This is a genomic window from Mesoterricola silvestris (assembly GCF_030295405.1).
Lineage (GTDB): Bacteria > Acidobacteriota > Holophagae > Holophagales > Holophagaceae > Mesoterricola > Mesoterricola silvestris.
In genome coordinates this window covers 253,534-276,623 of sequence record NZ_AP027080.1, presented here as the reverse complement: position 1 = coordinate 276,623, position 23,090 = coordinate 253,534, and the positions used below count along the sequence as shown (strand labels likewise).

General features: G+C 69.0%; 15 protein-coding genes and 1 riboswitch. Of the genes, 7 read left to right on the top strand and 8 right to left on the bottom strand.

What is annotated here, in order from left to right; genetic code table 11:
• A complete protein-coding gene (locus tag R2J76_RS01165) occupies positions 1–3,150 on the bottom strand; it encodes a TonB-dependent receptor (protein ID WP_316413949.1) in 3,150 nt (1,049 codons plus the stop codon).
• Positions 3,151–3,350: 200 nt separating this feature from the next.
• A complete protein-coding gene (locus R2J76_RS01160) occupies positions 3,351–5,450 on the bottom strand; it encodes a prolyl oligopeptidase family serine peptidase (RefSeq protein ID WP_316413948.1) in 2,100 nt (699 codons plus the stop codon).
• Between the two features lie 404 nt (positions 5,451–5,854).
• On the opposite strand from R2J76_RS01160, the gene R2J76_RS01155 reads away from it, so the two are divergent.
• On the top strand, positions 5,855–6,196 hold the full coding sequence (locus R2J76_RS01155; RefSeq protein ID WP_316413947.1) for an addiction module antidote protein: 342 nt from the start codon (positions 5,855–5,857) through the stop codon (positions 6,194–6,196).
• A 267-nt stretch (positions 6,197–6,463) separates the two neighbouring features.
• Here the strand turns inward: R2J76_RS01155 and leuD are convergent, their stop codons facing one another.
• From leuD to R2J76_RS01125, 6 genes are all read right to left on the bottom strand, one after another.
• Positions 6,464–6,958, bottom strand: a complete 495-nt coding sequence (leuD, locus tag R2J76_RS01150; RefSeq protein WP_316413946.1) for a 3-isopropylmalate dehydratase small subunit — start codon at positions 6,956–6,958, stop codon at positions 6,464–6,466.
• Positions 6,959–6,970: 12 nt separating this feature from the next.
• Positions 6,971–8,251, bottom strand: coding sequence for a 3-isopropylmalate dehydratase large subunit (locus R2J76_RS01145; protein ID WP_316413945.1), 1,281 nt, complete (start codon positions 8,249–8,251; stop codon positions 6,971–6,973).
• 27 nt (positions 8,252–8,278) lie between these two features.
• A complete protein-coding gene (locus R2J76_RS01140; RefSeq protein WP_316413944.1) occupies positions 8,279–9,481 on the bottom strand; it encodes a CaiB/BaiF CoA transferase family protein in 1,203 nt (400 codons plus the stop codon).
• A gap of 1 nt (position 9,482) precedes the next feature.
• Positions 9,483–10,370 (bottom strand): hydroxymethylglutaryl-CoA lyase, encoded by an 888-nt coding sequence (locus R2J76_RS01135; RefSeq protein WP_316413943.1) that lies wholly within the window; start codon positions 10,368–10,370, stop codon positions 9,483–9,485.
• Between the two features lie 2 nt (positions 10,371–10,372).
• The gene (locus R2J76_RS01130; protein WP_316413942.1) at positions 10,373–11,488 is read right to left on the bottom strand and encodes an isocitrate/isopropylmalate dehydrogenase family protein; all 1,116 of its coding nucleotides are present in this window, start codon (positions 11,486–11,488) and stop codon (positions 10,373–10,375) included.
• Between the two features lie 331 nt (positions 11,489–11,819).
• A complete protein-coding gene (locus R2J76_RS01125) occupies positions 11,820–13,583 on the bottom strand; it encodes a DNA repair protein RecN (RefSeq protein WP_316413941.1) in 1,764 nt (587 codons plus the stop codon).
• 83 nt (positions 13,584–13,666) lie between these two features.
• Positions 13,667–13,777, top strand: a riboswitch (SAM riboswitch).
• 185 nt (positions 13,778–13,962) lie between these two features.
• On the opposite strand from R2J76_RS01125, the gene R2J76_RS01120 reads away from it, so the two are divergent.
• From R2J76_RS01120 to metH, 6 genes are read left to right on the top strand one after another with little or no spacing between them, the layout of a single operon-like run.
• The gene (locus R2J76_RS01120; protein WP_316413940.1) at positions 13,963–15,255 is read left to right on the top strand and encodes an O-acetylhomoserine aminocarboxypropyltransferase/cysteine synthase family protein; all 1,293 of its coding nucleotides are present in this window, start codon (positions 13,963–13,965) and stop codon (positions 15,253–15,255) included.
• Positions 15,252–16,166 (top strand): alpha/beta fold hydrolase, encoded by a 915-nt coding sequence (locus tag R2J76_RS01115; RefSeq protein WP_316413939.1) that lies wholly within the window; start codon positions 15,252–15,254, stop codon positions 16,164–16,166. The genes R2J76_RS01120 and R2J76_RS01115 overlap by 4 nt, the downstream gene beginning before the upstream one ends.
• Positions 16,163–17,515 carry an aspartate kinase gene (locus R2J76_RS01110; protein WP_316413938.1) on the top strand — a complete coding sequence of 451 codons (1,353 nt, stop codon included), beginning with the start codon at positions 16,163–16,165 and terminating at the stop codon, positions 17,513–17,515. Before R2J76_RS01115 ends, R2J76_RS01110 begins: the two co-directional genes overlap by 4 nt.
• The gene (locus tag R2J76_RS01105) at positions 17,512–19,356 is read left to right on the top strand and encodes a bifunctional homocysteine S-methyltransferase/methylenetetrahydrofolate reductase (protein WP_316413937.1); all 1,845 of its coding nucleotides are present in this window, start codon (positions 17,512–17,514) and stop codon (positions 19,354–19,356) included. Before R2J76_RS01110 ends, R2J76_RS01105 begins: the two co-directional genes overlap by 4 nt.
• Positions 19,349–19,648 carry a 2Fe-2S iron-sulfur cluster-binding protein gene (locus R2J76_RS01100; RefSeq protein WP_316413936.1) on the top strand — a complete coding sequence of 100 codons (300 nt, stop codon included), beginning with the start codon at positions 19,349–19,351 and terminating at the stop codon, positions 19,646–19,648. Before R2J76_RS01105 ends, R2J76_RS01100 begins: the two co-directional genes overlap by 8 nt.
• Positions 19,645–23,076, top strand: a complete 3,432-nt coding sequence (metH, locus tag R2J76_RS01095) for a methionine synthase (RefSeq protein ID WP_316413935.1) — start codon at positions 19,645–19,647, stop codon at positions 23,074–23,076. The genes R2J76_RS01100 and metH overlap by 4 nt, the downstream gene beginning before the upstream one ends.
• Positions 23,077–23,090 lie beyond the last annotated feature (14 nt).

Sequence of the window (23,090 nt, the reverse complement as noted above, 5' to 3'; positions counted from 1 at the left end):
CTACCAGATGGCCTTGATGCCGATCTGCATTTCCCGGGTGCGGTTCTTGTCCACGGTGGCCAGCTGTCCGAAGGACGCGCTGGGCAGGCCCGCGGAGGTGACGGCCTGGTAGTTGCCGGTGGGCACCTGGAAGTCAGCCTTGTTGAAGAGGTTGTAGACGTCGATGATGCCCTGGAGCCGGAGCTGCTTGTACACCTGGAAGGTGCGGCTGAGGCGCACGTCGAACTGGGTGTAGTTGGGCTGGCGCATGTCGTTGCGGACGTGCCCGGCGTAGATCTTGTTGATCATGCCGTCGCCGTTGAGGTTGCGGGCGTCGTAGGCCGTGAAGGGCAGGCCGGTGTTGAACAGGCCGCGCACGGAGCCCTCGATGCCCAGGACGATGGGGAAGTAGGCCACGACGTTGGCCACCCAGCGGCGGTCGCTGTCGCCGTAGCCGAAGTTGGAGCCCACGTCCTGGGGGTCCGGGGTGAGGGAGGCGCCCAGTTCGCTGGAGTAGTTGCCGGAGGAGGTGTAGGTGCCGCGCTCGAAGGAGCCGGTGTCCTGGGCCTTGGACCAGGTCACGTTGGCCAGCACGCCCAGGTTCTCGGCCCAGGTCTTCTTGATGGAGGCGCTCAGGCCCCGGTAGAAGCCGTAGCCGTCGGCCTTGACCAGGTAGACGTCGCTGAAGCCGCCCACGGGGTTGCCGGGCACGACGCTGCCCTTGCCGAAGTTCACGACGCGGCCGCGGATGGTGGCCGTGCCGGGACGGGTGGCGGTGCTCCAGACGTTGATGCCGGGGGTGTAGCCGTCGTTGTAGGGCGTGCCGCCGGTCTGGGTCAGATTGATGTTCTCGAAGCGCTGCAGGTTGTAGTAGTTGACGTAGCTGGCGGTGAGGCCGACCGTGAGGTTGTTGCCCAGGTCATGCTCCACGCCCACGCTGATCTTGCGGGAGCGGGACAGCTTGTTGGTGGGGTCCCACAGGGAGGTGGGGGAGGAGCCGGCGGTGAACGCGGTGCCCGAGGCCAGGGTGGCCAGTTCGGCGTCCGTGAGCTTGCGCATGTTGGCGGTGGAGCCGATGACGTTGTTCGCGCTGAGCAGCCCGCTGTTGAACAGGGCCAGGTTGGTGGCGTTGGCCCGGTTGAGGGTGAAGCTGTAGTTGGTGATGATCTGGCCGTTGCCGGTCATGGTGTTGGAGTGCAGGAGGAGCGGGGTGGGGCTGGTGAAGTAGCCCAGGCCGCCGCGCACCACGGTGCGGCCCTTGCCGTCCACGTCGAAGCTGAAGGCGAAGCGGGGATCGATGGTGTGGCCGCCCATGCCCTGGTCCAGGCCCTGGAAGTTCGGGTTGGGGTGGGGGTTGTCGGAGAAGCTCTGGCTCAGGGTGCGGAAACCCGCGGTGAGCAGGAGGCGGTGGTCCAGGAGGCCCGAGTACTGGGCCTGGCCGAAGACGGAGGCCCACTTGGTGGTCATGGGGATGCGGCCGTTATAGGCGCTGACGGCGCCGTTGTACTGGACGCTTCCGTTGTTGACCGTGGAGGAGAGCACGCCGTTGGCCCAGTCCGCCGCGGAGCCGTAGGTCCCGAAGTTCCACGCGCCGGCGTTGTTCTGGAAGAACTGGTTGTCCTCGTCCACCTTGGTGAGGTCGAGGCCGCCCTTGACCTGCCAGTCGCCGCGGTTCCAGGTGGTGGAGGTGTAGAACTGGGTGGTGAGCTCGTTGCTCTCCCGGGGCGTGGACGTCTTGGTGCCGAACGCCATGAAGGAGGTGCTCTGGGGGATGGAGATGGAGGGGGTGCCGGGGAAGGCGTTGCCGGTCATGGGCCGGGCTTCCCGGGCGAACTGGATGCGGCTCTCGGTGAAGAGCTCGGAGGTCCAGATGTCGTTGGCCTCCAGCACCCAGCTGATGGACTGGACGCGGGTGGGGATGTTGTTGGACTCGGCGTTGTTGGGCACCGCGCTGGTGTTGGTCAGCGTATCGGTCATGTTCTGGTAGTTGGTGCGCAGCACGAAGCGGTGGTTGGCGTTGAGGCTGTAGTCCAACCGGGCGAAGTACACCGTGTTGGTGTTCTCCATGGGGTACGGGTGGGCGGCGATGCGCTGGCCCGGGTTGCCGAACTCGTCGTCCAGGGTCAGGCCGCTCTTGTTGGTGACGATGTGGCCCAGGCGCGAGGCGTACATCCGGTCGAAATCGGCCTGGCTCATGCCCGCGGCGGCGGTGATGGGCGTGGGGATGGGGTTGGAGGTGATGCTCTTGTGGAAGCGCTCGACGCCCAGGAAGTAGTAGAGCTTGTCCTTGATGATCGGGCCGCCCACGTTGAAGTTGATGTTCGTGGAGTCGTTGAAGCGCTGCAGGTTGATGGGGGTGTTGAAGGTGCCCGCGGGATCGTAGGGGACGCCCTTGGGGGCCGCGGACCAGCTGGTCTTGCGCATCTCGTAGAGGGCGGTGCCGGTGAATTCGTTGGTGCCGCCCTTGGTGATGGCGTTGATGGTGGCCCCGGCCTGGCCGTACTGCACGTCGTAGCCGTTGGTGACCACCTGCAGTTCCTTGATGGTGTCCGCGCCGAAGATGAAGGGCGTGTAGACGCCGCCGCGCTGCTCGTTGAAGAAGGCGGAGTTGTTGGAGGCGCCGTCGATCTGCACCGCGTTGAAGATCTGGCGGCCGCCTTCCACGATGAGGCGGGGAGTGCCGCCCGAACCCTGGCCGGCGGTGACGCCCGGCGTGAGGCGGGCCATGTCCGTGAAGTTGCGGCTCACCAGGGGCACCTGCTCCACGAGCTTCTGGTCCACCTGGGTCATGGTGACGGTGCGGCTGGGGTCGATGTCGGTGGTGGTGGCCACCACGGAGACCGTGGCGCCCACTTCCTCCGAATCCATGACCGGGTTCACCGTGGTGGCGTTGCCCAGGGTGACCCGGACCTTGAGGTCCTTGAGGGTCTTCATGCCCTTGGCGGTGAAGGTGATGTCATAGGCGCCCGTGGGCAGGAGGGGCAGCTGGAAGTCGCCCTTGGCGCCGGTGACCGCGGTCTGGCTGTACCCCGTCTCGACGTTGCGCACCACGACGGTGGCGGCGGGGACGGGCGCCTTCTGGTGGTTGAGGACGGTGCCGCGGACGGCGCCGGTGGTCTGGCTCACCTGGGCCTGGGCGACGGTCAAACAGGCAAGCGGAGTCAGAAGCAAGAGACCGTATCTTGTCTTTTTCAAAAGAGGCTCCCCAATGGAGGTTGATGGTTTGGCTGTTGGGCCGTGGATTAGTTGAGTGATTGTCCATGGTTTCCCATGAATTTGAATGCCCAAGCTGTGACTTTTTTATAAAAAAACAGGCCGCCCGGGGAACCTTTGGGCGGCCTGACGCACTTAACCAGAAGTGAAATCGTGATCTATTTCACCTTCAAGGCTTCCACCAGGAAGGCGTAGACGTCCGCCTTCTCCTCCAAGACCTTGGCCGTTGGCTTGCCCGCCCCGTGGCCCGCGTTGGTGGCGATGCGGGTGAGGATGGGGGCGGGACCGGCCTGGGCCGCCTGGAGGGTGGCGGTGAACTTGTGGCTGTGGGCGGGCACCACCCGGTCGTCGTGGTCGCTGGTGAGGATCAGGGTGGGGGGGTACACCGCCCCGGCCTTGATGGTGTGCAGGGGTGAATAGGCGATGAGGGTGCGGAAGCCCTCGGGGGTCTCGCTGGAGCCGTAGTCCCCCTTCCACCCCCAGCCCACCGTGAACTTGTGGAAACGCAGCATGTCCATGACGCCCACCTCGGGCACCGCGGCGCCCCAGAGGTCCGGGCGCTGGGTCAGGCAGGCGCCCACCAGGAGGCCGCCGTTGCTGCCGCCATTGATGGCGAGCCTGGGGGTGGAGGTGTAGCGGTTCGCGATGAGCCATTCGCCGGCGGCGATGAAGTCATCGAACACGTTCTGCTTGTGGGCCAGGCGTCCGGCGTCGTGCCAGGCCTTGCCGTATTCGCCGCCGCCCCGCAGGCTCGGCTGGGCATACACCCCGCCCATCTCCAGCCAGGCCACCCGAGGAGCCGAGAAGGAGGGGGTGAGGGACACATCGAAGCCGCCGTAACCGTACAGGAGGGTGGGGTTGGTGCCGTCCAGCACGAGGCCCTTGCGGTGCACCAGGAACATGGGGATCTTCGTGCCGTCCTTGCTGGGGTAGAAGACCTGGGTCACCACGTAGGCCGCCGGGTCGAAGGCCACCTTGGGGGCGTGGAGCACCGTGGAGGCGCCCGTGGCGAAGTCGTAGCGGTACACCGCCGGGGGCGTGTTGAAGGAGGTGTAGGTGTAGAAGGCCTCCCGGTCCCCGATGCGGCCCCGGAACCCGCTGGCCGAACCCACGCCCGGCAGGGCCAGTTCGCCCAGGCGGGCCCCCTTGAGGCTGTGGAAGGTGATGGCGGTATGGGCGTCCCGCATCCAGGTGGCCACGAAGCGGCCGCCCACCAGGGAAACGTTCTGGAGGACGTCGGTCCCCGCGGCCTGGGGGATGAGCTCGGTCCATTCCTTGGGATCCGGGTGGCCGGCCCGGATGGCCACCAGCCGACCCCGGGGCGCCCCCTTGTCCGTCTTGAAGTAGAAGACGTCGCCCTTGTTCCCCACGGGCGAATAGCGGGCGTCGAAGCGATCCAGGAACGGCGTCATCTTCGCCCCCGGCTTGCGCAGGTCCTTGAGGAGCACCGACTGCTCGGGCGCGTCGCCCTTGGAGATGTGGATGGTCAGCCAGCGGCCGTCATCGGACACGTCCGGGGAGAGATACCATTCCGGCTGGTCGGGCCGCTCGTACACCAGGGTGTCGTCCGCCTGGGGCGTGCCCATGGCGTGGAAGCGCACCTTGGGGCTCTTGGTCACGCCCTTGAGCGCCTCCCCCTGCCCCGGGGCCGCGTAGGCCACGTAGAAGAACCCGGTGCCCTTGCGGTTCCAGGCCACGTTGGCGAACTTGGTCCACTGGAGCTCGTCCGGCAGGTCCCGCCCCGTGGCCACGTCCCGCACCTTCCAGGTCTTCCAGTCGCTGCCCGCCGCCGCCACCGCGTAGGCCACGAGCCGCCCGTCCGGGCTGGGGCTCATGCCCGCCAGGGCCATGGTGCCCTCCTTGCTGAGCCCGTTGGGATCCAGCAGGACCTTGCCCGCCTTGGCCGGATCCGGCGTCACGTACACCACCGCCTGGTTCTGGAGCCCGGAATTGTAGGAATAGAAGTAGTTCTTCCCCTCCTTCCGGGGCGCCGAGTACTTCTCGTAGTCCTGCAGCGCCCGCAGTCGCTCCAGGATGGCCTTGCGCTGGGGAATGGCCGCCAGGTGGGCGAAGGTCGCCTGGTTTTGCGCCGCCACCCAGGCCTTGGTCTCGGGCGCGTTGTCGTCCTCCAGCCACCGATAGGGATCCGCGACCTTGGTGCCGAAGTAGTCGTCCACCTGATCGCACTTGCGGGTGGCCGGCACCGGCGCCGCCGCCACCAGGGCCGTCGCCGCCAGACAGGAAAGGAACGTTCTCATCGTACCTCCAGGAATCCCCTAGCCTATCATTACGATGCATTCACGTGATGGTTCAAGGGCGCCGATTTACGCATGGAGATCAGCGAGGGGCAAGACCGGGTCACCGTCGCGGAGGAATGGAGGCCGGTGCCATCTTTGTTGGGAATGGGCGCCTGGGACTTGCCGAAGGGTCGCTTTTAAGCGACTATGTGCCATGGGCGAGGTTCGAAGGACCCAGGTATTTCAGAATTGGTTGGATGGGTTGAAAGATGCGCGGGCTTACGCCCGCATCGAGACACGGATATTTCGTCTGGCCCTTGGGCTTCCCGGCGACGTGAAACCCGTTGGAAGTGGCGACAAGACCACCCAGGGAAAAGACATCCGAATCGCACAGAAATTAGCTCACTCCCTTTGAGGACAATCCCATGGAACCCACCAAGCGCCGAACCGCCCGAACTGCCAGCACCCCGGCGCGGGTTTCCAAGACCGTGACAACCCCCTACGACGCCGCCGAGAACCTCACCACGGATGAACGCATGGCGGCGCTCCTGGAAGCCGCCCTGGAAGACGGCCACCCCCAGGTCATCGCTGCCGCCCTGGGCACCATCGCCCGCGCCAAAGGCATGGCGAAGATCGCCAAGGACACGGGTTTGAACCCGAAATCCCTCTACCGTGCGCTCTCCGGCGAGGGAAACCCCGAACTGGACACCTTCATCAAGGTTGTCCACGCCCTTGGGTTGCAACTCCACACCACGGTCAAAGCCTGACCTCCGTCAGGCTCTTGATCCCTGATTGCACGCTTGTTTGGGCTCCCCCCCCAAAGAACCGTTTGCCAAGCTCCCCCCTTCCCCCCCAAAGCCTCCGCACCCCGGTCCACGGCTAACCGCCGTTCCCAGCCCGCAGCGAAGCGAGGACTGGGAACGGCGGTACCGGTGGGTCGAAACAGGAATCTGGAACCCCTATGGGTCGCCATCCCCCCCAGGAACCCCGCGGACCCAACCCGCGGCCCCCGGCAGGGAAAGCTCGTCAACCGCCTAGCGGACAGTCTCCATCAGGCGCTTGCGGGTGTACGGCACCAGCCCCCCCGCGTCGATGATGACCTGCCGGGCTTCGGGCAGCCTCACGGTTTCGAAGGTCTTTCCGGTGGTGAGGTTGGTGACTTTGTCGATCTGGATGTCCAGGTCGTGGCCCTCCTCGGCCTCGATGCCGGGGCAGAGGACGACGTTGAGGCCCAGGTTGATGGAGTTCTGCAGGAAGATCCGGCTCATGCTGCGGGCGACGATGGTGAGCTCGTACCCCTTGAGGGCGGAGGCGGCCTGCTCCCGGGAGGAGCCGCAGCCGAAGTTGTGGTCGGCGACGATGGCCGATCCCTTGGGGAACTGGCCGGCGCGGAGCTTCTCGTTCAGTTCGGTGCGGTTGGCGAAGCAGAACTGGGGGGTCTCGGTGGGCAGCACCGTGGCCATGTAGCGGCCGGGGTAGATGTCGTCGGTGGAGATGTCGGCTTCCAGCTTGATGATGACTTTGCTCATTTTGGCTGCTCCTCAGGCGTGGCGGGGGTCGGTGATGACGCCGGTGATGGCCGAGGCCGCGGCCACGGCGGGGCTGCAGAGGTACACCTCGGACTTGGGGTTGCCCATGCGGCCCTTGAAATTCCGGTTCGTGGTGGACAGCGCGGTCTCGTCATCGCCCAGGGCGCCTTCGTGCACGCCCAGGCAGGGGCCGCAGCCCGAGTTCATGACCACGGCGCCGGCCTTCATGAAGTCCTGGATGTAGCCCTTGTCCATGGCCTGCCCGAAGATCTTGCCCGAGGCGGGGAAGACCAGCATGCGGGTGCCGGGGGCCACCTTCTTGCCCCGCAGGATCCCGGCGGCGATGGCGAGGTCGTCGAGGCGGCCGTTGGTGCAGGAGCCGATGACGATCTGCTGCACGGGCTTGCCGGCCACGAGGCCGATGTCCTTGACGTTGTCCACGGTGTGGGGGCACGCGATCTGGGGGGCCAGGCGGCTCACGTCGATCTCCACCACGCGCTCGTACACGGCGTCGGGGTCGGGGGTGACGGGGGTGATGGCGTCGGTGACCCCGGCCTCCTCGCGCAGGTAGCGCATGGTCTCGCCGTCGGCGGGGACGATGCCGCTGGTGGCGCCGGCCTCGACGCTCATGTTGCAGATCGCAAGGCGCCCGGAGGTGGTCATCTTGCGGATGGTCTCGCCGTGGTACTCCAGCACGCGGAAGTTCGCGCCCTGGGCGGTGAGCACGCCGATGAGGTGGAGGATCAGGTCCTTGGGGCCCACCATGGGGGCGAAGTCGCCCTTGACCACCACCTTGATGGTGGCGGGGACTTCGATGTTGACGGCGTAGCCCAGGGTCCAGGCCGAGGCCATTTCCGTGGCGCCCACCCCGAAGGAGAAGGCCCCCAGGGCGCCGTGGCTCGTGGTGTGGCTGTCGGTGCCCACCACCACGAAGCCGGGGCGCACGTAGCCGTACTCGGGCAGGATCTGGTGGCAGATGCCGCCCACGTCGCCGCGCACGTCGTGGAACTTGGAGATGCCGTGCTTGGCGACGAAGCCGCGGATCTTCTTGTGGTTGGTGGCGGTCTTCGGGCTCTCCGCGGGGATGCGGTGGTCGAAGATGATGGCGATGCGGCTGGAGTCCCAGGGGCGGGCCTCGATGCCGGTGCCCTCGTGGATCGCCTCGAACTGGTTGATCACCAGGGCGGCGTTCTCGTGGGACATGGCCAGGTCCACCTTCGGCTCCAGCACGTCGCCGGCCTTGACCGCGTCGCGCCCGGCGGCGCGGGCGAGGATCTTCTCAACAACTGTCATTCCCATGGGGGTTCCTCCGTTCGGGTTCTAGATGACGCCCTTGGACTTGAGTTCAGCGCGGGCGGCCTCGTCCAGGCCGGCGCGTTCGTAAATCTCGGCATTGTGCTGGCCGAGGGTGGGGGGCGGGGTGGCCACGTCGCCGGAGCAGCCTTCGAACAGGGCGGTGAGGCCGAACACCTCGATCTCGCCCACCCCGGGCACCTCGGTCTTCTGCAGGACGCCCCGGTGCCGCACCTGGGGCTGGCGCAGGGCCTCCTTGAGGCTGAGGATGGCGCCGCTGGGCACGTCGTTGGCATTGAGCTTCTCGACCCACACGTCGGTGTCCTCGCCGGCGAGCCGGGCCTCCAGGAGGGGGGTCAGCTCCTTGCGGTTCTTCTTGCGGGTGTCCCGCTCCTGGAAGCGGGGGTCGGTCTTGAGCTCGGGCACGCCCAGGACGTTGCACACGGACTCCCACTGCTCCTGCTTGTTGGCGGCGATGTTGATGAAGCCGTCCCGGGTGCGGAAGGTGCCGGAGGGGGCCGCCGTGAAGTTGTCGTTGCCCATGAGCACCGGCTCCTGGCCGGCGATGAGGAGGTTGGCCGCCACCCAGCCCATGAGGGGCATGATGGAATCCAGGAGGGAGATGTCGATGAACTGGCCCTCCCCGGTGCGCTCCCGGTGGTAGAGCGCGGCCATGAGGGCGAAGGCCGCGTTGAGGCCGCCCACGGTGTCGCACACGGGAAAGCCCGTGCGCAGGGGGTTGAGGCGCTCGTCGCCGTTGACGGCCATCTCGCCCGAGAGGCCCTGGATGATCTGGTCGTAGGCGGGCTTCAGGGCGTCGGGGCCGGTCTGGCCGAAGCCCGAGATGGCGCAGTAGATGAGCTTGGGGTTGATCTCCTTGAGGGAGGCGTAGCCCAGGCCCAGGCGGTCCATGACCCCGGGGCGGAAGTTCTCCACCAGGACATCCGCGTCCTTGACCAGCTTGCGGAAGATCTCCTTGCCCTCGGGGCTCTTGGTGTTGAGGGTGACGGACTTCTTGTTGGCGTTCTGGGCCAGGAAGCTGGTGCCCATCAGGGCCTTGTTGAAGGCCGGGACGATGCCCAGCTTGCGGGCCAGATCGCCGTCCTTGGGGTTCTCCACCTTGATGACGTCCGCGCCCAGGAGGGCGAGGTGCAGGGTGGCGAAGGGGCCCGAAAGGACGTTGGTGAGATCGAGGACCTTGACGCCCTCGAGCATGCGGCGCTTTTCCATGTCAATACCCCAGCGGGCCGGTGCGATGCACCCGGCCGGTCATTTCGCGGCCGAAGAAGCCCGCGACGTCCTTGGCGATCTCCACGAGGCGGGGCACGTCGATGTCCCGGCGCTCCCCCACGCGATTGAGGCCGTGCACCAGATCCTCGGTGGCCACGTTGCCCGCGGCCACCTTGGTGAAGGGGCAGCCCCCGAGGCCCGCGAAGCTGGTCTCGAAGACCTTCACCCCGGCTTCCATGGCGGCGTAGACGTTGGCCATGCCCAGGCCGTAGGTGTCGTGGAAGTGCCCCGTGGCCTGGATCGGCCCCAGGGCGAGGATCTGCCCGAAGAGGCGCTTCACCTGCTCCGGGTGCGCGTGGCCGGCGGTGTCGGCGAGGCTGATGTTCAGGAGCCCGGCGTCCACGTAGGCCCGGACGATCTCCAGGACCCGCTCGTCGGGGATGCGCCCCTCGAAGCCGCACCCGAAGGCGCTCTGGACGCTCACCTGCACCTTCCGCCCCGCGGCCAGGGCCGAGCGGCCCATGGCGATGATGCGCGCCTGGGCCTCCAGGCTGCCCATGCCGGTGTTCTTGCGGGAATGGGTGTCGGAGGCCGAGACCCCCATGCAGAACATTCCCACGCCGCAGGCCCCGCCCCGCTCCAGGCCCTTCTCGTTGAGCACGAGGCCGCTGAGCAGGGCGCCCTTGGCGCCGGCGAGGCGCCGGAACAGCTCGTCCGTGTCGGCCATCTGGGGCACCTTTTCCGGATGCACGAAGGAGCCCACCTGGACGATGTCCACCCCCGAGCCCATGAGGGCCCGGATCCAGCCTTCCTTGATATCGGTGGGCACCACCTGGCGCTCCACCTGGAGCCCGTCGCGGGGGCCGACCTCGTGGATGACGATGGTCATGGCTACAGCTTCCGGGCGATGGCTTCGCCCATCTCCAGGGTGGTGGAGGAACCGCCCATATCGTAGGTGCGGACCTTGCCCTCGGCGATGACCGCGGCGGTGGCGGCTTCCAGGCGGCTGCCCATGGCCGTCTCGCCCAGCCAGTCCAGCATCATCTTGGCGGCCAGGATGGTGGCGATGGGGTTGACCTTGTACTGGCCCGCGTACTTGGGGGCCGATCCGTGGCTGGGTTCGAACACGGCCAGCTTCTGGCCCATGTTGCCCGAGCAGCCGAAGCCCAGGCCGCCCACCAGCTGCGCGCTCAGGTCGCTGATGATGTCGCCGAAGAGGTTGGTGGCCACCATGACGCCGTAGCTCTTGGGGTTCTTCAGCAGCCACATGCAGATTGCGTCCACGTTGGCGTCGTCCAGCTGGATGCCGGGGTAGTCCTTGGCCACCTGCTTGGCGATCTCCAGGAACATGCCTTCGGTGGCCCGCACGACGTTGGCCTTGTGGATGGCCGTAACCTTGGGGTAGCCGAACTTCTTGGCGTACTCGAAGGCCGCGCGGATGATGCGCTCACAGCCCTTGCGGGTGTTGATCTTGCAGGTGATGGCGTAATCCTCGGGGGCGTTCTCCGCGAAGTGGGCGAAGGGCTTGGAGTTGTGCTTGAGGGCCGTGGCCACTTCGGCGGGCACGGGGCTGAATTCCACGCCGGAGTAGAGGCCTTCGGTGTTCTCACGGAACACCACCAGGTCGATGCCCTCCTTGAAGTTCAGGGGGTTGCCCGGATAGGCCTTGCAGGGCCGCAGGCAGGTGTAGAGGTCGAACATCTGGCGCATGCGCACGATGGGGCTGCGGTACACCAGGCCCTTGCCCCGCAGTTCGGGGACCAGTTCGCGCTCGGCGTCCTTGGCGGGCTTGGAGGTGATGGCGCCGAACATGGCGGCGTCCGAACTGCCCAGCAGATCGATGGTGCGCTGGGGGAAGGACTCGCCCTCCTTGCACCAGAACTCCCAGCCGATGTCGCCGTGGGTGTAGGTCGCATCGAACTTCAGGGCGTCCAGGCAGATCCGGGTCGCTTCCATGACTTCGACGCCCACGCCGTCACCGGGGAGCCAAGCGATTTTGTAGGTCATTTGATACCTCCGAGTCGGGATTTCGTTCGTGATCAAAAATGCTACCAAACCAGCATCTGCCAATTGACGGGGGATGCTGTGACGGGGGTCCCAATTGAAGGAAATTCCGGGCGGAGAAAGGGCCGGGGCCTCGAGCTTGGAACACTAAAATAAAATAATTTAACAATTAGGATACAGCCCGGCGGAATTCGCCCCGAAAGACAAAATCGAATACGCCTCGGCAAAATTCTTTACAAAATGTAATGTTTTTTTGGGGATATGCCAGCTTAATGCCAAGGCCCTGAGCCCACCCTTGCCCAGAGGCACGGATGGGAAGGGCTGAAAAAGGGGTCTATTTCCCGGCTCCGGTCCGCTTCCGTTTCCCGGCACCGGGGGCGGCTTCGTCCAGGTCCAGCAGCGGCGCGGCCACGGCCCCTTCCAGCAGGATCCGGGCGTGGGCCACGGCCTCGGGGCGGTCGGGGTGGCCGGACAGGAGCCGGGCCAGTTCCCGCACGCGGGGATCGCCGGCGAGCCAGGTGAGGCCGCTGCGGGTGCGGCCGTCGCTGACCTCCTTGCGCAGCTGGCCGTGGTGCTGGGCCCGGGCGGCCACCTGGGCCAGGTGGGTCACGGCCAGCACCTGGTGGCTCCGGCCCAGTTCGCGCACGGCGGCGCCCACGGCGATGGCGGTCTCCCCGCCGATGCCGGCGTCCACTTCGTCCAGCACCAGGACCAGGGGGTCCCGGTGGCCGGCGCCCAGGGCCATGCCGGCGCCCTGCATGGCCAGCATGAGGCGGCTCAGCTCGCCCCCCGAGGCCACCTTGGCCAGGGGGCGGAAACCCTCGCCCACGTTGGGCTCGATCCAGATGACCACGGAGGAGTAGCCCTGGGGGGAGACCTTCACGGGCAGGCCCGAAAGGAGCACCGGGCTCGCGGGCTCCTCGGCCACGGAAAGGCGCAGCTGGATGCGGCAGCCCCCCATGCCCAGGCGCCCCAGGCGCTGGTGCACGTCCTTCTCCAGGGGCGGCACGAGGCCGGCGCGGTGGGCGTGGAGGGCCCCGGCGGCCTCCAGGTAGGCGGCGCAGGCCTTGGCGAGGCCCGCCTCCAGGTCGCGCAGGCTGGAGCTGTGGTTGTTCAGTTCGTCCTGCTCCCGGCGCAGGGCCTCCAGGCGGCCCGCGAGCTCCTCGGGTTCGCAGCGGTGGCGCCGGGCCAGTTTCTCGAACTGGGCCAGGCGCGTCTCCAGGGCCTCGATGCGGTCCACGCCCTCCCGGGACCAGCGGATGGCCTGGTCCTGGGCCAGGGCCTGGATGTCCTCCAGCTCCAGCAGGGCCGACCGGGTGCGGTCCACCTCCACCTGGGCGGCGGGAAGGATGGCGGCGGCGCGGGCCTGGGCGCGGTGGGCGTCCTCCACCAGGCGCAGGGCCTCCCGCAGGGCCTCGGCCCCCTCCCGGAAGGCGGCCTCCAGGTGCACGGCGTGGCGCAGGGGCTCCCGCTCGTTGCGCAGCTGGAGCCATTCCCCGGTGCGGGGGGCCAGTTTCTCCAGATCGGCGATCTGCTCGGCCAGCCACTCCAGGCGTTCGGCGCGCTGGCTTTCGCTCTTCTTGCGGGCCGCCAGCCGGGCCTGGGCCTCCCGGACCTCGCCCGCCTGGGCGGAGAGATCGGTGCGGACCCCCAGCACCTCGTCCAGGAGCCCCAGGTGGCGGTCCTCGGCCAGGAGGGACTGGTGGTCGTGCTGGCTGGTGAGGCGCATCCAGATGCGGCCGGCTTCGCGCAGGTCGGCGAGGCTGCAGGCGCCGCCGTTGATCCAGGCGCGGCTGCGGCCGTTGGCGCCCACTTCCCGGCGCAGCACCACGGGCTGCTCCTCGGGGAGGCCCCGGTCCACCAGGAGGGTGCGCCAGGCCTCGAAGGCGCCGTCCACCACCGCCTCGGCCACGGCCCGGGCCGTGCCCTGGCGCACCATGTCGCCGTCGCCCCGGGCCCCCACCAGGAGGGACAGGGCGTCCACCAGGAGGGATTTGCCGGCCCCGGTCTCGCCGGTGAGGACGGTGAAGCCGTCCTGGAAGTCCAGGGCGAGATCTTCCACCAGGGCCAGATTCTGGATGCGGAGCGAAGAGAGCATGGGTCAAGCCTACCCTGAGGGGTTGACTCCCGGGCACGGAACACGCATCATGATGGTTCTGAGTTCTTTGTCAGTTCCATAGTGAGCTATCACGAAAGGTGGAGGGACGGGCCCTGTGAAACCTTGGCAACCTGCGATGAGCAAGGTGCCAATTCCTGCCGGTGGACGCATGCGTCGAGCCGGATAGATACCGAACTGATGTGACTGCCAAGACACAGACGGAGAGGGGCCCGAACCAATCGGGCCCCTCTCCGTCTATGTGTAGCTCGCGAGGAACCGAAGGCTCCCTCGACCTGTCCGGAGGCCCCTAGCGGGGAGACAAGGACCCCAACGCTCCCCCCTTTTAGGCGGGTGGGAGAAGTTCCATCTGGAGTTCCACGTGAGCCGCACGCAGCCCCACTTCGAGACCCTCGCCCTGCACGGGGGCCACAGCCCGGACAAGGACACCCACAGCCGGGCCGTGCCCATCTACCAGACCACCAGCTACGTCTTCGACTCCACCGAGCACGGGGCCCGGCTCTTCGGCCTGGAGGAACCCGGCAACATCTACACCCGCATCGGCAACCCCACCGTGGACGTGCTGGAAAAGCGCGTGGCCCAGCTGGAGGGCGGCGTGGCGGCGGTGGCCACGGCCTCGGGGCAGGCGGCCATCACCCTGGCGGTGGTGACCCTGGCCCAGGCCGGGGACCACCTGGTGGCCGGCACCAACCTCTACGGGGGCACCCACACCCTCTTCAGCCAGAGCCTCAAGCGCCTGGGCATCGCCGTGACCTTCGTGGACAGCACCGACCCGGACGCCTTCCGCGCCGCCCTGCGCCCCGAAACCAAGGCCATCTACCTGGAGGCCCTGGGCAACCCCAAGCTGGACGTGCCCCACTTCGACGCCCTGGCGGCCGTGGCCCGGGAGGCGAAGGTGCCCCTCATCGTGGACAACACCCTGGCCTCCCCCTGGCTCTGCCAGCCCCTGAAGCACGGGGCCGACCTGGTGGTGCACAGCGCCACCAAGTACCTCGGGGGCCACGGCACGAGCCTGGGCGGGATCCTGGTGGATGGGGGCACCTTCGATTGGACCAACGGCAGGTTCCCGGAATTCACCCAGCCCAACCCCTCGTACCACGGGGCCGTGCTCACCGAGGTGGCCGGGCCCGCGGCCTTCGCCGCCAAGGCGCGCCTGGAGGGCCTGCGGGACTTCGGCCCGGCCCTGTCGCCCTTCAACGCCTTCCTCCTGCTCCAGGGCATCGAGACCCTCCCCATCCGCATGGACCGCCACGGCAGCAACGCCCTGGCCATCGCCCACTGGCTGGAGGCCCATCCGAAGGTGGCCTGGGTGAACTACCCGGGCCTCCCGGACCACCCCAGCCACGCCCTGGCCCGGCGCTACTTCCGGGAAGGGGCGGGCTTCGGCGGCATCCTCACCTTCGGCGTGAAGGGGGGGCTGGCCGCGGGGGCCAAGGTCATCAACGCGGTGGAGCTCTTCTCCCGCCTGGCCAACGTGGGCGACGCCAAGAGCCTCATCATCCACCCGGCCTCCACCACCCACCAGCAGCTCAGCGCCGAGGACCGCGCCGTCAACGGGGTCACGGACGATCTCATCCGCCTTTCCATCGGCCTGGAGAACCTCGAGGATCTCAAGGCCGACCTGGACCAGGCCCTGCGCGGGGGGGAAGCTTGACCCGGGAACACCTCTCCCCCGAAGGCGCGCGCACCGCCTTCCGCGTCACCGGGCACGGGCCGGCCCGGGTCCTCCTCCTCCACGCGCTCACCGGCGGCCCCGACGCCGCCGACGCGCCGGGGGTGAAGGGCTGGTGGGGGCCCATGTTCGAGCCGGGCGCGCCCCTGGATCCGGACGCGGCCACGGTGTGGACGCCCAACCTCGCCGGGAGCTGCTACGGCGCCCAGGGGCCGGAGCCCCGGGGGGGCTGGTCCACCCGGTACCAGGCGGAAGTGCTGGCCCGGTGGATCCGTGACGAGGGGCTCACCTTCGACGCCCTCCTGGGGGGTTCCCTGGGGGGCATGGTGGCCCTGGAGCTGGCGATCCTGGAGCCGGGGCGCTTCAAGGCGGTGGGCGTCATCGGATGCGGGGGGCGTTCCGACGCCTGGCTCTGGGGCGCCAACGAGGCCCAGCGCGCCATCCTGGCCAGCCCCACCCTGGGGGACGACGAGGCCATCGCCCTGGCCCGGCGGGTGGCGATGCTCACCTTCCGGAGCCCCGACGGCCTGGGGGGGCGCTTTTCGACCCCGGCCGAACTCCAGGCCTGGCTCGCCTTCCACGGGCGGGCCCTGGCCGGGCGCTTCACCCGGCAGGCCTACCTGGCCCTGCTGGAGGCCATGGACAACCACGACATCGGCCGGGGGCGGGGCGCCATGCCCGAGGCCCTGGCCCGCATGGGGGCCACCCTCCATGTGCTGGGGCTGGAAGGGGACCTGCTCATGTCCCGGTCCTGCCTGGAGGAACTGATCGAAGCCGCGGGGAAGGCCGGGCGCCTTGGGGAGGCCCGCTGGGTGCGGACCCCCCACGGGCACGACGCCTTCCTCATCGAATGGGACCAGGTGAAGGCCTGGATGAAGGAGGTACTGCCTTGAAAGTACTCAAGTTCGGAGGAACCAGCGTCGGCACCCGGGAGGCCCTGGAACTGGCCGCGGAGATCATCGGCCGGGAGCTGCCCCAGGGGGGGCTCGTGGTGGTCTCGGCCCTGTCGGGCACCACGGACCTGATCCTGAAGGCCATCCACGCCTCCGCCAAGGGGGACCTGGAGGCCGCGGGCGCGGCCCGCATCGCCCTGGAGGCCCGGCACTGGGCCGCGGCCCGGGCCCTGGGGGTGGACGAGGCGGTGCGGCCCCACTGGGAACCGCTGTTCCAGTCCCTGGCCGGGCTCCTGCAGGGCATGGGCCTCCTGTGGGAGGCCTCCCCCCGCTCCCGGGACGCGGCGCTGGCCCTGGGGGAGACCCTCTCGGCGCGGCTCCTGGAGACCCTGCTGGAACGCAGGGGCCTGCCGGCCCACTTCCGGGACGTGCGGGAGGTGCTGCGCACCGACGCCCGCCACGGCCGGGCCCGGCCGGACCTGGAGCGCATCCGGGAGGCCGCGGGGCCCTGGCGGGAGGGCCTGGCCAAGGGGGCCCTGTGGGTCACCCAGGGCTTCCTGGGCACGGCCCCCGACGGGTCCACCACGACCCTGGGCCGGGGCGGATCCGACACCACCGCCACCCTCCTGGGGGAGGCCCTGGGGGCCGAGGAGGTGCAGATCTGGACGGACGTGGACGGCGTGCTCAGCGCCGATCCCAGCCTGGTGCCCGAGGCCCGGCCCATTCCGGTCATGAGCCTGCGGGAGGCGGCGGCCCTTTCGGCCTTCGGGGCCAAGGTGCTCCACGCCGACGCCCTGGCGCCCGTGAGCCGCGCCGGCTTCGGGCTGGTGGTGGCCAACACCCACCGCCCCGAGGGCTCCCGCACGGAGATCCGCGCCGAGGCCCCCGCGCGCCGCCCGGGGGAGATCACCTCCGTGGCCTACAAGGAGGGGGTCTCCTGCCTGCGGGTGCCCCCCGCCCAGGATTCCGAGCTGCTCTTCCAGGCCTCCACCCGGCTGCTGGAGGCGGGGGCCTCCCTGTACGGGCTCCTGGCCACCCCGGACGGTGGCCTGCTGGTGGCCAAGGGGGAGACCGCGGATTCCGAAGCCGTGCTCCGGGACCTGGCGGCCTCCGGCCTATCGGTCCAACGGGGCTGGGCGGCGGTGGCCCTGGTGGGCGAGGGCCTGCGGGAGGCGCCGGGACGGGCCCTGAGCCTCCTGGGTCCCCTGGTGGACGAACCGGTGGCGGCCATCCTGGCCGGCGACACCGGCGTCTCCCTGGCCTTCCTGGTGCCCGACCACCGACTTTCCCTGTTGATTCCCAGGCTTCATTCGCATTGCATAGAGGCTGCACCCAGGAGCGGACCATGACCCAGACTTTCATGGAAGCCCTTCAATCCGGCCAGTGCTTCCTCTTCGACGGTTCCACCCCCACGGTGCTCTACGAGCGGGGGATCTACATCAACCGCTCCTTCGACGAGGCCAACCTGGCCTCGCCGGAGCTGGTGGGGGCCATCCACCAGGAATTCCGGGCCTCGGGGGCCCAGGTGCTCACCACCAACACCTGGGCGGCGAACCGGGTGAAGCTCCAGGGCTACGGCCTGGCCGAGAACCTGGAGGCCATCAACCTCAAGGGCGCCCTCCTGGCCCGGGCGGCCCTGGGGGACGGCGATCCCGGCTGGGTGGCCGGGTGTATCGGGCCCCTGGGGGTCCGCATCGAGCCCTGGGGGCCCACGTCCTTCGAGGAGGCCCGTGGCTTTTTCGCGGAACAGGCCCGGGCCCTCCTGGAGGGCGGCGTGGATCTCTTCGTGCTGGAGAGCTTCGCCGACCTCAACGAGATCCACCAGGCCATCCTGGCCATCAAGGGGATCTGCGACCTGCCCGTGGTGGCCCAGATGACGCCCAACGACGAGGGCCAGACGCTCTACGGCACGGAGCCGGAGTGGTACATCGCCAAGCTGGCGGAATGGGGCGCCGATCTCCTGGGCGTCAACGGCGGCAGCGGCCCCGCGCCGCTCCTGGACCTGCTGAAGCGGTTCCGGGCCGTGACGGCCACCCCGCTCATCCTCCAGCCCAGCGCGGGGCTGCCCCGCATGGTGGACGGACGTCTCCTGTACATGGCCAGCCCGGAGTACCTGGGCGAATTCGCGCGCCAGGCCTTCCAGCTCGGGGTGCGGGCCGTGGGCGGCTGCGCGGGGACCACGCCGGCCCACACCCGTTCCATGCGCGGCGCCCTGCGCCAGGAGAAGGCCTTCGTGGAGGGCGCCACGGAGCGGCCCGCGACCGAGGGCAGCCACGATCCGGTGCCCCAGGCCCAGCGCAGCGCCTTCAGCCGCAAGATCGCCGCGGGGGAATTCGTCGTCACGGTGGAGCTGGTGCCCCCCAAGGGCATCAGCGCCGACAAGCTGGTGGAGAAGGCCGGCTTCTGCCGGGACCGGGGGGTGGACGCCATCAACGTCCCGGACGGGCCCCGGGCCATGGCCCGCATGTCGGCCCTGGCCACGGCCGTGATCATCCAGCAGCGGGTGGGCATGGAGGCCCTCATGCACTTCGCCTGCCGGGACCGGAACCTCCTGGGCATCCAGAGCGATCTCCTGGGCGCGGCGGGGCTGGGCGTCCAGAACGTCCTGGCCATCACGGGCGACCCCCCGAAGCTGGGGCCCTACCCCAACGCCACGGCGGTCTTCGACGTGGACGCCATCGGCCTGGTGAACATCCTGCGCTGCCTGAATTCGGGCCTGGACCTGGGCGGCAGCCACATCGGCGTGCCCACCCGGTTCAGCATCGGCGTGGGGGCCAACCCCGTGGCCGTGGACGTGGACCGGGAGCAGGCGCGGTTCCGGTACAAGGTGGACGCGGGCGCGGAATGGGCCATCACCCAGCCGGTGTTCGACGCCGAGGCGCTGTTCCGCTTCCTGGAATTCGCCGAGCCCCTGGGGATCCCCGTCATCGCCGGCATCTGGCCCCTGAAGAGCCTGCGCAACGCCGAGTTCATGGCCAACGAGGTGCCCGGGGTGACCCTGCCGGACGTCCTCCTCAAGCGCATGGCCAGGTGGCAGTCGGCGGAGGACCAGCTCAAGGAGGGCCTGGACATCGCCCGGGAGATCATCGCCAAGGTGCGCCCCGGGGTGCGCGGCCTGCAGCTGTCGGCCCCCCTGGGGCAGGTGGAGCTGCTGGACACCCTCCTGGAAGCGGGGGTGGACCATGGCTGAGCTGGCGCGGGTGCGCTTCCTCCCCGAGGACCTGCTGGTGGAGGCGCCTGCGGGCACGCCCCTGCAGGCCATCGCCGACGCCTCCGGCGCCGACATCACCTTCGGGTGCCGGAACGGGTCCTGCGGCACCTGTCGGGTGCGGATCCTGGCGGGGCTGGAGCACTGCTCCCCCAAGGGCCCGGAGGAGCGGGACTTCCTCCGGGGCGTGGAGGCCCCCCCCGACCAGCGACTGGCCTGCCAGTTCGCGGTGAACGGGGACGTGGACATCGAATACCTGGGGGTGGACGCGTGACTTCCCTTTCGGCACTTCTCCTGGAACGGACCCTCCTCCTGGACGGGGGCATGGGCACCCAGATCATGGCCCGGAAACCTTCCGTGGACGACTTCGGGGGCCCGGCCCTGGAAGGCTGCATGGAACTCCTGTGCGAACGGCGCCCGGAGTGGATCCGGGACATCCATGCGGCCTACCTGGACGCGGGGGCCGACGCGGTGGAGACCAACACCTTCGGCGCCAACCAGGTGGTCCTGGGGGAATTCGGCATCCCGGAACGGGCCGAGGAACTCAACATCATCGCCGCCCGGCTCGCCCTGGACGTGGCCCGGTCCTACGACCGGCGCCGCTACGTGGTGGGCTCCGTGGGCCCGGGCACCAAGCTGATCACCCTGGGCCACATCGCCTACGGACCGCTGTACGAGAGCTACCTGGCCCAGATGCGGGGCCTGCTGCTGGGGGGGGTGGACAGCATCCTCGTCGAGACCAGCCAGGACCTGGGCCAGATCAAGCTGGCGGTGCGCGCGGCCAAGGACGCCATGGCCCAGCTCAAGCGCGAATGCCCCCTGTGGGTCCAGGCCACGGTGGAGACCACGGGCACCCTGCTCCTGGGCACGGAGATCCAGTCGGTGATCACCAGCGTGGAGATGCTGGGCGTGGACGTCATCGGCCTGAACTGCGGCACGGGCCCCGACGAGATGCACGCCCCCCTCCAGGCCCTGGTGGAGCAGTCCCCCTGCCGCATCAGCTGCCTGCCCAACGCGGGCCTGCCGGTGAACCGGGACGGGGCCCTGGTGTACCCCCTGGAGCCCGAGGCCTTCGCCGCCAAGGTGGCCCACCTGGCCAAGGAGTTCAACCTGAACATCGTCGGCGGCTGCTGCGGCACCACCCCCGACCACATCCGCGCCCTGCGGGCGCGCCTGGGCACCTCGGGCGTCACCCACCGCACCCCCGCCGTGGACCGCTGCGTCTCGAGCCTCTACCAGAGCGTCCCCCTGCGCCAGGAGCCCCGGCCCCTCATCGTTGGGGAGCGCACCAACGCCAACGGCTCCAAGAAGTTCCGGGACCTCCTGGCGGTCCAGGACATCGACGGCCTGGTGGACATCGCCCGGGACCAGCAGCGGGAGGGCTCCCACATGCTGGACGTGTGCGTGGCCTACGTGGGCCGGGACGAGAGCGCGGACATGGAGGCCTTCCTGAAGAAGGCGGTGGGCCAGGTGCTCCTGCCCCTCATGATCGACTCCACGGAGGTGCCGGTCATCGAGAAGGCCCTCCAGACCGCCCCGGGCAAGTGCGTGGTCAATTCCATCAACTTCGAGGACGGGGAGGCCAAGGCCCGAAAGGTGCTGGATCTCTGCCGCACCTACGGCGCGGCGGTGGTGGGCCTGACCATCGACGAGAAGGGCATGGCCAAGACCGCCGAGGCCAAGGCCGCCGTCGCGGGCCGGCTCGTGGACCTGGTGGTGGGGGAGTACGGCTTCAACCCCTCGGACCTGATCATCGACCCCCTGACCTTCACCCTGGGCAGCGGGGACGAGGCCTTCCGCCGCTCCGCCCTGGAGACCCTGGAGGCCATCCGGCTCATCAAGGCCCGGCACCACGGCGTCCTCACCATGCTGGGGGTGAGCAACATCAGCTTCGGCCTGGCCCCGGGGGTGCGCCACGTGGTGAACGCCCTCATGCTCTACCACGCCGTGAAGGCCGGCCTGGACCTGGCCATCTTCAACTCGGCCAAGGTGATCCCGGTGGCCGAAATCGACCCGGAAAAGCGCGCGGCGGCCGAGGACCTCATCTTCGACCGGCGCCGGGAGGGCTACGATCCCCTCAAGGCCGTCATGGCCCTCTTCGGCGACGGCAGGGCCGCCCCGGAGGCGGGCCCCTCGGGCCGGAACCTCCCGGTGGAGGAGCGCCTGAAGCAGGACATCCTGGGCGGGGAGAAGCGCCTGATCCTGGACGACGTGGACGAGGCCCTGGCCACCCTGCCCCCCCTGGACATCATCAACCGGATCCTGCTGGACGCCATGCGCGTGGTCGGGGAGCGGTTCGGGGCCGGCGAGATGCAGCTGCCCTTCGTGCTGGAGAGCGCCGAGGCCATGAAGACGGCCGTCAAGCGCATCGAGCCCCACATCCCCAGGGAGTCCTCCATCACCAAGGGCAAGGTCATCCTGGCCACGGTGAAGGGGGACGTGCACGACATCGGCAAGAACCTGGTGGAGATCATCCTCTCCAACAACGGCTACGACGTCCTTAACCTGGGCATCAAGCAGCCCGTGGAGGCCATCCTGGCCGCGCTGGAGAGCTACCCCGCCGACGCCATCGGCCTCTCGGGGCTGCTGGTGAAGTCCACCACCGTCATGCGGGAGAACCTGGTCTTCATGGCCGACAAGGGCTTCGACATCCCCGTGATCCTGGGCGGGGCCGCGCTCACCCGGGATTTCGTGGAGGAGCAGTGCCAGAGCGCCTACGGCGGCCGGGTGCTCTACGCCGAGGACGCCTTCGAGGGGCTGCGCCACATGGACCTCCTCACCAGCGGGGCCGCCCCGGCCGCCGCCGCCCCGGCCCCGCCGGGCACCCCCGCCATCACCGTCCTCCACCGGGGCGCCGCCCAGGTGGAACTCACCGCCGCCGGCCAGAGCTCCTGGGTGAAGCGGGACCTGCCCGTGCCGGAGCCCCCCTTCTGGGGGGTGCGGCAGGCGGGGACGGGCCTGGAGGACATCTTCGCCTTCCTGGACACCTTCGTGGTCATCCGGAACCGGTGGTCCTTCACCCAGGGCCAGCTCACGGACGAGGCCTTCGAGGCGGTGCTGCGGGAGAAGGCCGAGCCCCTCCTGGCGGCCTGGAAGCGCCGCATCCTGGAGGAGGGCCTGCTGGAGCCCAGGGCCCTGTACGGCTACCTGCCGGTGCAGGCCCGGGGCGATACGCTGCGGGTCTTCGCCCCGGACCGCGCGACCCTCCTGGCCACCCTTGCCCTGCCCCGGCAGGAGGGGGGCCGGCGCCTTTGCGTGGCCGACTTCTTCGAACCGGAGGCCTCGGGCCGCTTCGACGTGCTGGCGCTCCAGGTGGTCACCCTGGGGAGCCGGGCCGCGGACCTGGCCGCGGAACTGTACCGCTCCGACCGGTATGCGGACTACTTCCTCTTCCACGGCCTGGCCACGGAGCTCACCGAGGCCTTCGCCGAGCACCTCCACGCCCGGGTCCGCCGGGAGCTGGGCATCCACGGCAAGGACGCGGCCCAGCTGCGCCAGCTCTTCAGCCAGGGCTACCAGGGTTCCCGGTACTCCTTCGGCTACCCGGCCTGCCCGGACCTGGAGGGCAACGCCGCCCTCCTGGAGCTCCTGGGCGGCTCCCGCATCGGCGTCTCAATCACCGACCAGTTCCAGATGGACCCGGAGTACACCACCTCCGCCCTGATCGCCTGGCACCCCCAGGCCCGGTACTTCTCCGTGTGAGAAGCGGACCCCGG

What these genes read in the sequence shown, in the direction of transcription:
- R2J76_RS01160 (WP_316413948.1), bottom strand. Translation starts at nt 5,450, where the DNA reads ATGAGAACGTTCCTTTCCTGTCTGGCGGCGACGGCCCTGGTGGCGGCG.
- R2J76_RS01155 (WP_316413947.1), top strand. Translation starts at nt 5,855, where the DNA reads ATGGAACCCACCAAGCGCCGAACCGCCCGAACTGCCAGCACCCCGGCG.
- leuD (WP_316413946.1), bottom strand. Translation starts at nt 6,958, where the DNA reads ATGAGCAAAGTCATCATCAAGCTGGAAGCCGACATCTCCACCGACGAC.
- R2J76_RS01145 (WP_316413945.1), bottom strand. Translation starts at nt 8,251, where the DNA reads ATGACAGTTGTTGAGAAGATCCTCGCCCGCGCCGCCGGGCGCGACGCG.
- R2J76_RS01140 (WP_316413944.1), bottom strand. Translation starts at nt 9,481, where the DNA reads ATGGAAAAGCGCCGCATGCTCGAGGGCGTCAAGGTCCTCGATCTCACC.
- R2J76_RS01135 (WP_316413943.1), bottom strand. Translation starts at nt 10,370, where the DNA reads ATGACCATCGTCATCCACGAGGTCGGCCCCCGCGACGGGCTCCAGGTG.
- R2J76_RS01130 (WP_316413942.1), bottom strand. Translation starts at nt 11,488, where the DNA reads ATGACCTACAAAATCGCTTGGCTCCCCGGTGACGGCGTGGGCGTCGAA.
- R2J76_RS01125 (WP_316413941.1), bottom strand. Translation starts at nt 13,583, where the DNA reads ATGCTCTCTTCGCTCCGCATCCAGAATCTGGCCCTGGTGGAAGATCTC.
- R2J76_RS01105 (WP_316413937.1), top strand. Translation starts at nt 17,512, where the DNA reads ATGACCCAGACTTTCATGGAAGCCCTTCAATCCGGCCAGTGCTTCCTC.
- R2J76_RS01100 (WP_316413936.1), top strand. Translation starts at nt 19,349, where the DNA reads ATGGCTGAGCTGGCGCGGGTGCGCTTCCTCCCCGAGGACCTGCTGGTG.